Source organism: Aeromonas oralensis, assembly GCF_049665575.1.
GTDB classification, from domain to species: domain Bacteria; phylum Pseudomonadota; class Gammaproteobacteria; order Enterobacterales; family Aeromonadaceae; genus Aeromonas; species Aeromonas hydrophila.
Map to the genome: position 1 here is coordinate 3,316,423 of NZ_CP187186.1, position 12,807 is coordinate 3,329,229.

Annotated in this window: 8 protein-coding genes and 1 pseudogene; 6 read left to right on the forward strand and 3 right to left on the reverse strand. The window is 64.3% G+C overall.

Features of this window, described 5'->3' with window-relative positions:
• The first annotated feature begins 41 nt into the window (after positions 1–41).
• The 5 genes and pseudogenes from ACPDZI_RS15320 (at position 42) to ACPDZI_RS15340 (ending at position 6,863) form a co-directional block, all read left to right on the forward strand.
• Positions 42–1,775 carry a glycoside hydrolase family 9 protein gene (locus tag ACPDZI_RS15320; RefSeq protein WP_438833424.1) on the forward strand — a complete coding sequence of 578 codons (1,734 nt, stop codon included), beginning with the start codon at positions 42–44 and terminating at the stop codon, positions 1,773–1,775.
• A complete protein-coding gene (locus ACPDZI_RS15325) occupies positions 1,768–2,640 on the forward strand; it encodes a BadF/BadG/BcrA/BcrD ATPase family protein (protein ID WP_024944137.1) in 873 nt (290 codons plus the stop codon). The genes ACPDZI_RS15320 and ACPDZI_RS15325 overlap by 8 nt, the downstream gene beginning before the upstream one ends.
• A 160-nt stretch (positions 2,641–2,800) precedes the next feature.
• A pseudogene (locus ACPDZI_RS15330) lies at positions 2,801–4,668 on the forward strand (beta-N-acetylhexosaminidase).
• A 217-nt stretch (positions 4,669–4,885) separates the two neighbouring features.
• Complete coding sequence (locus ACPDZI_RS15335; protein ID WP_438833425.1) at positions 4,886–6,439, forward strand: methyl-accepting chemotaxis protein; 1,554 nt, start codon at positions 4,886–4,888, stop codon at positions 6,437–6,439.
• Between the two features lie 67 nt (positions 6,440–6,506).
• Positions 6,507–6,863: an MGMT family protein gene (locus ACPDZI_RS15340; RefSeq protein ID WP_202009323.1), complete on the forward strand. Its 357-nt coding sequence runs from the start codon at positions 6,507–6,509 to the stop codon at positions 6,861–6,863.
• Between the two features lie 15 nt (positions 6,864–6,878).
• Here the strand turns inward: ACPDZI_RS15340 and ACPDZI_RS15345 are convergent, their stop codons facing one another.
• On the reverse strand, positions 6,879–7,046 hold the full coding sequence (locus ACPDZI_RS15345; RefSeq protein ID WP_005303277.1) for a hypothetical protein: 168 nt from the start codon (positions 7,044–7,046) through the stop codon (positions 6,879–6,881).
• A 114-nt stretch (positions 7,047–7,160) separates the two neighbouring features.
• Positions 7,161–9,782: a type I DNA topoisomerase gene (topA, locus tag ACPDZI_RS15350; protein WP_438833426.1), complete on the reverse strand. Its 2,622-nt coding sequence runs from the start codon at positions 9,780–9,782 to the stop codon at positions 7,161–7,163.
• 361 nt (positions 9,783–10,143) lie between these two features.
• On the opposite strand from topA, the gene astB reads away from it, so the two are divergent.
• Positions 10,144–11,481 carry an N-succinylarginine dihydrolase gene (astB, locus tag ACPDZI_RS15355; RefSeq protein WP_016351566.1) on the forward strand — a complete coding sequence of 446 codons (1,338 nt, stop codon included), beginning with the start codon at positions 10,144–10,146 and terminating at the stop codon, positions 11,479–11,481.
• An 87-nt stretch (positions 11,482–11,568) separates the two neighbouring features.
• On the opposite strand, the gene sohB is transcribed toward astB, so the two are convergent.
• Positions 11,569–12,576: a protease SohB gene (sohB, locus tag ACPDZI_RS15360; protein WP_207136744.1), complete on the reverse strand. Its 1,008-nt coding sequence runs from the start codon at positions 12,574–12,576 to the stop codon at positions 11,569–11,571.
• Between the last annotated feature and the right edge of the window lie 231 nt (positions 12,577–12,807).

Sequence of the window (12,807 nt, forward strand, 5' to 3'; positions counted from 1 at the left end):
GTGCCTCGCCACGCCAGGCGAGCCACAGGAGTAAGACGTTGATGGAACTCTTGATCAATCAGGTGGGTTACCAGTGCGACGGGGAGAAGATCGCCCTGTTGCAGAGCGACACCGACCTCGATATCCGCGGCCACCTCAGGCTGCTGCGCCAGGATGACGAGCGCATCCTGCTGGAAATCCCGCTGCAGCCGGCCGGCCAGGTCGAGGGCTGGCAGGGGCGCCACTACTGGCGCGCCGACTTCTCCCCCTGCAAAGAGCCCGGCCACTACCGGCTGGAGGCCCTCATCCAGACGGGCACCAAGGAGCGCATCGTGCGCACCGCCCCCTTCACCATCGGCCAGGATCTGCTGGCCAGCCGCTGCCTCTCCGACCTCATTCACTACTTCAAGGGGCAGCGCGCCAGCGGCGCCTTCGATCGGGCCGACCGCAGCGCCCGCCTGTTTGGCAGTGACCAGCGCAAAGACGTGCACGGCGGCTGGTATGACGCCAGCGGGGATGTGAGCAAGTACCTGAGCCACCTCTCCTACGCCAACTACCTCAACCCCCAGCAGACCCCCATGGTGGTCTGGTCCCTGCTCAAGTGTCGCGAGCTCTTGGCCCCGCGCCAGGACATCGACGGGGTCAACCTCTGCAAGCGGCTCAACGACGAGGCGCTGCACGGCGCGGATTTTCTCTGCCGGATGCAGGATGAGTCGGGCTTCTTCTACATGACCCTGTTCGACAAGTGGAGCAAGGATCCCGCCCAGCGCGAGCTGTGCGCCTACGCCACCCAGCAGGGGCTCAAGTCCGCCAGCTGGCAGGCAGGTTTTCGCCAAGGGGGCGGCATGGCCATCGCGGCGCTCGCCCGCGCCGCCCGCGAGAGTGTCAGCGGCGACTTTGATGCCAGCCGTTACGCCGAGGCGGCCCGCCGCGGCTACCTGCACCTGCGTGAACACAACCTGGCCTATCTGGACGACGGGGTCGAGAACATCATCGACGACTACTGCGCCCTGCTGGCCGCCATAGAACTGACCCGCACCTTGGGCCCCGAGTGGCTAGCAGAGGCCAGAGTGCGGGCCGAAAGGCTGTGCGCCCGTCAGCGCCCTCACCCGGAGCTAGGCCACTACTGGTCGGCCAACGAGGATGGCTCGCGCCCCTACTACCACGCCGCCGAGGCGGGCCTGCCAGTGCTGGCGCTGCTGGAGTATCTCGCCATCGAGCCAGATCCGGCGCGCCAGGGATCGGCCCAGCGCGTCATCGAACAGGCGCTGGCCGCCGAGCTGGCGCTGTGCGCCCGCCCCGGCAACCCGTTCGCCCTCGCCCGCCAGTATGTGAAGGGGGTCGATGAGGCGCCTCGGGTGAGCTTTTTCATGCCCCATCACAACGAGTCGGGTTACTGGTGGCAGGGGGAGAACGCCCGGCTGGCGTCGCTCGCCGCCATGGCGTTTGCCGCCGCTGCCCAGCTACCGCGCCAGCGCAAGCCGCTGCTCAGCTTCGGCCAGCGCCAGCTCGACTGGATCCTGGGGCAGAATCCCTTCAACGCCTGCATGCTGGCGGGCCATGGCAGCAACAACCCCGCCTACACCGCCGGTTATCCCAATGCGCTGGGGGGGATCTGCAACGGCATCACCGCCGGCTTCGATGACGAGGCGGAGATCGCATTCATTCCAGAGGCGTACAAGGATCGGCTGGATCAGAACTGGCGCTGGGGCGAGCAGTGGATCCCCCACGCCGCCTGGTTTTCTCTGGCCATCACTTGGCAGAATGCGCAGGGAAATGGAGGTCGACATGATTGAGTTCTGGGTCGGGGTCGATGGCGGCGGCACCCACACCCGTGCCCGCATTCGGGATCGGGCCGGCAAGCTGCTCGGCGAGGGGCGCGCCGCCGGCTCCAATCTGGAGCTCGGCATCGCGCTCGCTCACGGCAACGTGCTGGCCGCCATCGAGCAGGCCCGTATCGAGGCCGGCCTGGCTGAGGATGCCCAGCAACGGATGGGGGTCGGGCTGGCGCTCGCCTCCGCCGAGCTGGCCGACTGCTATCACGCCATGCTGACCATGCCCTTCCCCTTTGCAAGCGTACGGCTCACCTCCGACGCCTTCGGTGCCTGCCTGGGCGCCTTTGGCGGCGAAGAGGGGGCCATTCTCATCGCCGGCACCGGCTCGGCCGGGCTCATCTATCGCCACGGCCAGCTGCACACCTGCTCCGGCCGCGGTTTTCCCATCTCGGATCTGGGCAGCGGCGCCTGGCTGGGGCTGCGCGCCATCCAGCAATCCCTGCTCTGCCACGACGGCATCCTGCCCCCCAGCACGCTGGCCATCCGTTTGCTCGATCATTTCAAACGGGATCAGGCCGAGGTAGTGCGCTGGGCCGCCCGCGCCATTCCCGCCGACTACGGCCGCTTCGCCCCCTGGGTGTTCGATGCCGCCAGCGACGGCGACGAGCTTGCCTGCCAGCTGCTGGATGAAACCTGCCAGCAGCTGGCCACCCTGCTGGAGGGGATGCGCCAGCTGGGCGCCGACCGGATAGCCCTGCTCGGCGGCATCGGCATGCGCCTCGCCCCCCGTCTGGCACACCTGCCGCTGGTCAGCCCCGGCGCCGACGCGCTGGAGGGGGCCATCCTGTTTGCCCGATCGGAGGCCTACCCATGTCTGCATCCCTGAATCTGCCCCCATCCACCCCACCCCAAAGTGCGGGCCTGACCCCGGTCTGCCCGCTGCGGGGGGTACCCATGTCAGCCCTGCGGCTCCCTGCCGGGGTTGACCAATACCACAAGGACGCTGTCTGGCTGTTCGTCCCCTTCACTCCATCAGAGGAATTTTCATGTCTGCACCCCTGATCCACACCCAGGTCGACCGACGCGACGGTGACGACGTCTGGTTTCGTTTCAGCCTGAGCCAGCTGCCGGATGCCCCCTGGAAACTCCACTTCTGCCTAGCCCGCCACATCGATCCCGGCTCGGTAGAGGGAGGGGAGCTGGAACGCCAGAGCGGCAGTTACAAGGTTTTGATCCCGCAAACGGGGGCCAGCGAGCTGTGCTTCTGCTGTCGCAACACCCCCATCAAGCGCCTCTCCGACATGCCGCGCGGCTTCTTCCTGAGCCTGCCCCAGGCCAGCGGCGGCCCCCAGCTGATGCCGGTGGAACTGACCGGCGAGGAGCTGGGCCTGCCACAATCCGCCGCTGCGGCGCCGGATCTGCCCGAGGTGGAACCCCTCGCCGGCATCGTGCCCCAGCCGGATCGGCTGTTGCTGCTGGAGGGCAACTTCCGGCTGGCGGAGCGCGCCCACGTCAGCGGCCCGAGTCCCCTGCTCGGCCCGCTGCTGGCCCACTTCAACGAACTGACCGGGCTCGCGCTGGCGCAGGATCACGACGCCGAGATCCGGCTGGTTGAAAGCGGGCTGGGCCCGGAGGCCTACCGGCTGACCATCACCCCGGAGGAGATAGTGATTGCCGCCGGCGGCGAGGCGGGCTGGCGCCACGGCCTCGTCAGCCTGGCCCAGTGGTATCTGCAGCACGGCGAGAGCCTGCCCTGCATCGAGCTCAGCGATGCACCGCGCTTCGGTTTTCGCGGCATCTTTCTCGACTGTGCCCGCCACTTTCACTCCCTCGCCACCCTCAAGCGCCTGCTCAAGCTGATGAGTCTCTACAAGTTCAACCGCTTCCACTGGCACCTCACCGATGACGAGGGGTGGCGACTCGAGATTAAGGCCTTCCCCCAGCTGACCGAGCTGGCCGCCTGGCGCGGTCACGCCCTGCCGGTGGGGCCCCAGCTGAGCGGCGGCCCCGAGCCCTACGGCGGCTACTACACCCAGAGCGAGGTGCGCGAGCTGGTGGCCTACGCTGCCGGGCTCGGCATCACCATCATTCCGGAAATTGACATCCCGGGTCACTGCCACGCCGCCATCAAGGCGCTGCCCGAACTGCTGGTGGAGGAGGCCGACCGCTCCCGCTATCTGTCGGTGCAATATTTTGACGACAACGTGCTCAACCCGGCGCTGCCCGGCACCTACCGCTTCCTGGAAGCCGTGATGGACGAGGTGTGCGAACTGTTCCCGGGCCCGCTGGTGCACATGGGGGGGACGAGGTGCCCGCCGGGGTCTGGACCGACAGCCCCGCCTGCCAGCAGCTGATGAAGCAGCAGGGGTATCAGGATTGCCGCGAGCTGCAGGGCCACCTGCTGCGCCACTGCCAGCAGTACCTGGCCGGCAAGGGCAAGCGGATGCTGGGATGGGAGGAGATATTGCACGGCGACAAGGTGAGTCGGGACGCCACCATCTTCGCCTGGACCAGCTTCCAGGCCGGGCTCGATGCGGCGACGGCGGGCTATCCGGTGGTGATGGCACCGGCCCAGCACCTCTATCTGGATCTCGCCTGGAGCCAGGACATTCATGAACCCGGCCTCTACTGGGCGGGCACCCTCAATCTGGCGCAGGTCTACGCATGTGACCCGGCCCCAGCCGATTTCCATGCCAACGATAACATCCTGGGGGTGCTGAGCCCCTTATGGTCGGAGCTGATCACCACTCGCGATCGCCTCGACTATATGTTGTTCCCGCGCATGCTGGCGACCGCCGAGGTGGCCTGGAGCGACCCCGCCCGCAAGGCGTGGGAGCACTTCGCCGCCCGTCTGCCGGGCCAGCTGCAGATCCTCGACCAGCTTCAGGTGCGTTACCGGGTACCACAGAGGTAGTGTTATCTTTTTCTCCTTGGCGGCCCGATGGCCGCCTTTTTTTTACTATTTGCCAACAAAACATCAACTTGCCCCTACCATTCAACCGCCATTGTTGGCAAAATTCAGCCCCCTATGAAGCCGGTCTGCCGCCTGCTGGCGCGAGCCTGCAGCCACCTCCAGATCTGCCACAATAACAACGACAAAGTTATCAACAAGAACATCGGAGCGTATTCCTATGGCCCGCAGAGACGTCCATACCCTGGACAGCGAAGTGGAGTTTCCTGCCGACGAACAACTGGTTTCCACCACGGATCTGCGCGGGGTGATCACCTACGCCAACCCCGCCTTCTGCCGCATCGCCGGCTACCCCGTCGAGGAGCTGGTCGGCCACAATCACAACCTGGTACGCCACCCCGACATGCCCAAGGCCGCCTTCGCCGATCTCTGGGCCCACCTCAAGGAGGGCAAACCCTGGCGAGGCATGGTGAAGAACCGCTGCAAGGATGGCCGCTACTACTGGGTCGATGCCTATGTGACCCCCATCTACGAGGGCAACCGGATCAGCGGCTACCAGTCGGTGCGCTGCAAGCCGGATCCCCAGCTCAAGCGCATCGCCAGCCAGACCTACCAGACCCTGCTCAAGGCGGAGCGCGGCACCAGCCGCCGCCTCCCTTCCCTCGCCCGTGCCCGCCTGCCGCTGCTCGCGCTCTTGCTGCTCGGCCTGCTCGGCTGGGCCGCCAGCAGCCAGGGTCCGACGACAGCCCTGCTGATGCTGCTGCCCCTGCTGCTCATTGGCAGCGCCTACTGGCGCGAGCTCTTCGCCCTGCCGCTCTATCTGCAGCAGCTGGGTCGCGAATACGACAGCCTGACCCGGCTGGTCTACTCCGGTGACGGCCCCGGCGCCATCGCCGACTTTCACATCAAGATGCTGCAGGCCCGCATCCGCACCGTGCTGGGCCGGGTCAACGATGCGACCAATCCGCTGCAGACCCTGGCCACCAACCTGAAACAGGCCTCCCATCAGGCCTGCCTCGACATCAACGAGCAGGATGCCCAGACCCAGCAGATGGCCGCCGCCATGACCCAGATGGCCAGCACGGCCCACGAGATTGCCCGCAACATCCAGGACTCCAACGGTCAGGTCAGCGAGGCCCGCAGCCGCTGCCAGCACACGGACAAGCAGCTGGCCCAGACCGAACAGCGCATCGAGCAGCTCGCCAGACAGGCGGAGCAGGCCTTCAACTCGGCGGTGGAGCTGGCCAGCGAGTCGGAGCGGATCGGCAGCGTGATGGGGGAGATCCAGGGCATCGCCGACCAGACCAACCTGCTGGCGCTCAACGCCGCCATCGAGGCGGCCCGGGCCGGCGAGCAGGGGCGCGGCTTTGCGGTGGTGGCTGACGAGGTGCGTACCCTGTCGACCCGCACCCACAAGGCAACCGAGCAGATCCAGGGCAGCATCCAGCAGATCCAGCACACCCTGGGCCGCTGGAAGGGGATGATGCAGGAGAACCTGCAGCAGACCCGCGAATGCGCCGAGATGACCCGCCAGGGCTCCAGCAGCCTGCACAGCGTGCTGCAGGAGATCGAACTGGTGACCGAGTTCTCCACCCAGATCGCCGCCGCTGCCGAGCAGCAGCAGACGGTGGTGGAGGACATCAGCCGCAGCATCAACCAGATCTCCGAGTACTCCCACGCCAACAGCCAGAAGATGCAGGAGGTCGACAACTCCAGTCAGGAGCTGCTGGAGCGGGCCAAGCAGCTCAAGGGGCTCAGCCAGACCTTCGGCTGACCCATTTGCCAGCCACCCGACAGAAGCGCCACAATGGCGCTTCTGTCGTTATTGACGAGTGATCCGGATGAGAATGGAATCGACCCCTGCCCCGCTGAACAAGGTTGCCCGCATCGAGGCGATCCTCGCCCTGATCCCGGCCGGTCGCGTGGTGAGTTACGGCCAGGTGGCGGATCTGGCGGGGCTGCCCGGTCGGGCCAGGCTGGTGGGCAAGGTGCTGCGGGAGACCGACAAGGTGCTGCCCTGGCACCGGGTACTGGGTGCGACGGGCACCATTTCACTGCCCAAGGGGTCGGCAGGCTTTGACAGACAGGCGGGATTGCTGCAGGAAGAGGGGGTGCCCGTGATTGGCGGGCGGGTCAGGATGCGGGAGTGGCAGTGGCAGCCCGACCTCGCCGAGCTGCTGTTTCTCCTGCCCTTTTGACGATGGCGGCCCGCCTCACCGGGTGATGGGGGCCAGGATCTCGTCGCTGCGCACCTGCACCGGGATGGTTTCGTACTCCCGCTGCAGCAGCACCAGCAGACTCTGCTTGTCCACTTCCAGCACATAGGCGGTTCCTTCCCGGGTCAGACAGGTCATTCCCGGCCGGATCTCGTTAATTTCCATCACAACCTCCGTGTCCAGCGCTGCCATCCTTGCAGCGGTTTCAGTATACCGCCATCCGAAAACAAAAAGGCCCCTGCGAGGGGCCTCTTTCATCAGAGTGTGAACTGCGCGCAATCACGCCTTCTTCGACTTGGCCAGGCTCTCCTGCCACTTGCCGTTGTCGTAGTGCGCCGTCCAGCCGGTCGCCTTGCCGTTGACCTCGGTCATCACGTACTGCTCCTTGGTCTTGCGACTGAAGCGCACGATGGCGGGGTTTCCGTCAGGATCTGACGCCGGGGCATCGGCCAGATACTGGTGCTTGGGCGACAGACGCTCCTTGAAGCGCTTGAGCTCTTCCACCAGCGGCGCACGGGTCTCGCGGGATTTCGGGAAGTTGCTGGCGGCCAGGAACAGGCCGGCCGCCCCGTCACGCAGCACGAAGTGGGCGTCGGACTGGGTGCACTTGAGTTCCGGCAGCGGGACCGGATCTTCCTTCGGCGGCGCGATATCACCGTTTTTCAGGATCTTGCGGGTGTTCTTGCAGGTGTCGTTGGTGCAACCCATGTACTTGCCGAAGCGGCCGTTCTTGAGCTGCATCTCGGATCCGCAACGGTCACACTCGATGCTCGGCCCTTCGTAACCCTTGAGCTTGAACTGGCCTTTTTCGATTTCGTAGCCATCGCAATCCGGGTTGCGACCACAGACGTGCAGCTTGCGGCTGTCGTCGATGATGTAGGCATCCATGGCGGTGCCGCAAATGGTGCAGCGGTGCTTGGCACGCAGCGCCTCGGTTTCGGCCTCTTCACCATCGGTGGCGGAGACGAACTCGTCGGCGGAGACCAGGTTGATGGTCTTCTTGCAGCGCTCTTTGGGCGGCAAGGCGTAGCCGGAACAGCCGAGGAACACCCCGGTGGTGGCGGTACGGATGCCCATCTTGCGGCCGCAATCCGGGCAATCGATGTCGGTCAGTACCATCTGGTTGGCACGCATGCCCCCCTCTTCCGGCGCCTTGTCCGCTTTCTCCAGCTCCTGGGTAAACTCGGCGTAGAAGGCATCCAGCACCTTCTTCCACTCCAGGCTCCCTTCGGCGATGCCATCGAGCTTGTCTTCCATCTTGGCGGTGAACTCGTAGTTCATCAGCTCGACGAAGTTTTCCACCAGCCGGTCGGTGACAATCTCACCCATCTTCTCGGCGAAGAAACGGCGGCTCTCGACCCGCACATAACCACGGTCGACGATGGTGGAGATGATGGAGGCATAGGTAGACGGACGGCCGATGCCGCGCTTCTCCAGCTCGCGTACCAGCGCCGCTTCGGTAAAACGGGCAGGCGGCTTGGTGAAGTGCTGGCGCGGATCCAGCTTGACGAGTTTGAGGATCTCGCCGACGGTCACCGCCGGCAGCTGGCTGTCTTCGCCCTTGCGGCCCATGGGCGGCAACGCCTTGGTCCAACCGGCGAAGCGCAGGGTACGGCCGCGCGCCTTGAGCTCGAACTCGCCCGCCTTGACGGTCAGGGTGGAGGAGTCGTACTGGGCCGGTGTCATCTGACAGGCGACAAACTGACGCCAGATGAGGTCATAGAGCCGCATGGCGTCGGGCTCCATCCCTTCCAGCATCTCGGCGGTCACCAGCACGCTGGAGGGGCGGATCGCCTCGTGGGCCTCCTGGGCATTGGCCTTGGCGCCGTACAGGTTCGGCTCGCTCGGCAGGTAGGCGGCGCCATACTGCTCGCCGATGTATTCCCGCACCGCCTCGACCGCCTCTTTGCTGAGGTTGGTGGAGTCGGTACGCATGTAGGTGATGTAACCCGCTTCATAGAGACGCTGGGCCATCATCATGGTCTTCTTGACCCCGAAGCTCAGCCGGGTGGAGGCTGCCTGCTGCAGGGTAGAGGTGATGAAAGGGGCGGACGGCTTGGAGCCGGTCGGCTTGTCTTCCCGGTTCACCACCTTGTAGTCGACCCCTTCCAGGGCAGCCACGGCGGCGAAGGTCTCGGCCTGGGTCACCGGCTTGAAATCGGTGCCGTTGCGGCTGACCACTTCCATCCGCAGATCGCTCTTGTCGGCGGTCAGCAGATCGGCGTTGAGATCCCAGAACTCCACCGGTACGAACGCCTTGATCTCGCGCTCTTTATCGACGATGAGGCGCACCGCAACGGACTGTACCCGACCGGCAGAAAGGCCGCGGGCCAGCTTCTTCCAGAGCAGCGGGGAGACCATGTAACCCACCACCCGGTCGAGGAAACGACGGGCCTGCTGGGCATTGACGCGGTGAATGTTCAGCTCGGATGGCTGGGCAAACGCCTCCTGGATGGCGGTCTTGGTGATCTCGTTGAACACCACGCGCTTGTAGCGGCTGTCGTCGCCGCCGATGATCTCGCGCAGGTGCCAGGCGATCGCTTCTCCCTCTCTATCCAAGTCGGTTGCGAGATAGATGGTGTCAGCCTTCTCGGCCAGACTCTGCAACTCACTGACCACTTTTTCCTTGCCGGGCAAAATCTGGTAGTTGGCCTGCCAGCCTGCGGTCGGATTGATCCCCATCCGTGAGAACAGGGCATTGCGATCCTTGGCAGCCTTCTCTGCTTCGCTCAGCTTGATGCCGCGAATGACAGGTTTTTTGGGCTCGTTGCTGGCGCTGCCGCTGGTGGGCAGATCGCGCACGTGACCGACGCTGGATTTCACCACGTAGTCCTTGCCCAAATATTTGTTGATGGTCTTGGCCTTGGCCGGAGACTCCACTATGACCAGTGATTTGCCCATGCTGTAACTATTATCCTCATTGCACCCGACGGGGTTGGTGTGCGGTTTTGTGGGGCTGTATAAGAGATTTGACGGGAAAAAGCAATCTTGTGAGCAAATTTGCCCGGCAGCCCGAACCACTTTGTTTCTTTATTTATTAATGCGAAGCCGAGCCGCGGGAAGCAACCGCTTTTTTATTTTTATGCTATATCCACCCTCTTTTTATATTTGAAACGACATAACCAACCGCTCTTGTAACATAACAAACCAGTTTCGTTATCAGCTTGTTACAAAAGACAAAATCTCCTTATAATGGCTGCATCCCGCAGCATTGTGCGCGGAAGGAACCGCTACCCATATAAAAATCGAAAGGATGTACTCAATGAAGCACTTCGAGGTCAACTTCGACGGCCTGGTCGGCCCGACTCACAACTATGCCGGCTTGTCCTATGGCAACGTCGCCTCCCAGAACAATGCCAAAGAGGCGTCCAATCCGAAGGAGGCGGCCAAGCAGGGTCTGCGCAAGATGAAGGCACTGACCGAGCTCGGCATGACCCAGGGAGTGCTGGCCCCGCAGGAGCGACCGGATCTCGCCACCCTGCGCCGCCTCGGCTTCACCGGCAACGATGCCAGCGTGCTGGCCCAGGCCGCCAAACAGGCTCCCGCCGTACTGGCCGCCTGCTATTCGGCCTCCAGCATGTGGACCGCCAACGCCGCCACCGTCTCCCCGAGTGCCGATACCCAGGATGGGCGCATCCACTTCACCCCCGCCAACCTGACCAACAAGTTTCACCGCTCCCTCGAACCCGAGGTGACCGGCCGCATCCTGCGCGCCGTGTTCAACAACGACCGCCACTTCTATCACCATCAGCATCTGCCGGAGAACGACCACTTCGGTGACGAGGGGGCCGCCAACCACACTCGGCTGTGCCGCGCCTATGGCGAATCCGGGGTCGAGCTGTTCGTCTATGGCCGCAGCGCCTTCGATGTCTCCCAACCCGCCCCCAAACGCTACCCGGCCCGCCAGACCCTGGAAGCGAGCCAGGCCATCGCCCGCCTGCACGGCCTGGGGGACGAGAGCGCGGTCTTCATCCAGCAGAACCCGGACGTCATCGATCAGGGGGTGTTCCACAACGACGTGATCGCGGTGGGCAACCAGAACGTGCTGTTCTTCCACCAGCAGGCGTTCCTCAACACCGCCTCGGCGCTGGCCGAGGTGCGCACCAAGTTCGGCGACGGCGAGCTGCACTTTATCGAGGTACCGACTACCGAGGTGTCGGTGCAGGATGCGGTGAAGTCCTATCTGTTCAACACCCAGATCCTCACCCTGCCCTCCGGCGAGATGGCGATCATCGCTCCCACCGAATGTCGCGACAACCCGGCGGTGTCGGCCTATCTGGCCAAGCTGGTGACCCTGGGGACCCCGATCAAGGGGGTGCACTACATGGACGTGAAACAGAGCATGCGCAACGGCGGTGGCCCCGCCTGCCTGCGGCTGCGGGTGGCCATGAACGACACCGAGCTGGCCGCCGTCAACCCGGCTTGCCTCATCACCGACAGCCAGTTTGCCCGCCTCGATGGCTGGGTCGATCGCCACTACCGCGACAGCTTGGCACTGGACGACCTGCGGGATCCGGCGCTGGTCATGGAGTCCCGCACCGCGCTGGACGAGCTGACCCAGATCCTCAAACTCGGCTCCGTCTACCCGTTCCAGCGCTGAGACGCGCCATCGGCCTGCAGCGCCGACGCCATCAAAAAAGCCGGGCAAGTGCCCGGCTTTTTTTATTGGGTTTTACGTTGCTCTGGCTCAGCGCCACGGTCCCTGCTGCCACAATCGACCAAGACCGGACTCCAGCGCCACGGCGGCCTGCTGACCGAGCTTCTGGGTCAGGCTTTTTGGCTTGCGGTAGCGAATGCCGACCACCTTGTGCTGGCTGGCCTGGGCCAGCAGATAGTCATCGCTGGTGCAGAGGCTGTCCACCAGCCCGAGCTGCTTGGCCTGGCTCGCCAGCCAGTGCTCGCCGGTGGTGACGCTGTCGATGTCGAGGTTGGGTCTGTGCTCGGCCACGAATGCCTTGAAGCGCTCGTGAATGGCGCCCAGCTCCTCGCGAAACTTCTCGCGCCCCTGATCGTCGTTCTCGCCGAACATGGTGATGGTGCGCTTGTACTGGCCGGCGGTGTGCATCTCGAACTCGATGTCGTGCTTTTTGAGCAGCTTGTTGAAGTTCGGCAGCTGGGCGATCACCCCGATGGAGCCGACGATGGCGAACGGCGCCGCCAGGATCTGATCCGCCACGCAGGCCATCATGTAGCCGCCGCTCGCCGCCACCTTGTCGATGGCCACGGTCAGCTTGATGTCACGATCCCGCAGCCGCTGCAACTGGGAAGCAGCCAGGCCGTAGCCGTGTACCACGCCGCCGCCGGATTCGAGCCGCAGCAGCACCTCGTCGCCCGGCTGGGCCACCCCTATCACGGCGCTCACCTCTTCACGCAGGGAGGCTACCTCCTTGGCATCCATGCTGCCGTGAAAATCGATGACGAACAGCCGGCTGCGCGCATCTTCGCTCTTGGCCCGAGCCTTGTGCTCGGCCTTGCGCGCCTTCTCCAGCTGCTTGCGCTCCGCCTTGCCGGCCAGCGCGGCCTGCAACTGGTGACGTCCCTGCTCCAGCTCGCTGGAGAGATCGGTCACCACCAGCTCCCCCTTGCGGGATTTGGGCTGACGGCTGCTCACCACCATCAGGATGACGGCGCCGATGGCGAGCAGTAGGGTGAGGGTCTTGGCCAGGAACAGGCCGTATTCGGTCAAAAATGCCACTTGATGCTCCACTGGTGTGCCCCGGGGGGACGATTTTTTCACATTCTAGGGAGTTTGCCCGGTGTGCGCAAAAACTCTGCGTCAACCCGTCAAAAATGCCAATCGACAATCACAACCCCTCTGATTTATTCACATTTTTGCCATCTCATACTGGTCAAACGCCGTGCGGGATCAGTACACTTGCCCCTCTATTTGCCGCGCGCATCTGCCACGAATTGTTAACAGGAGTTG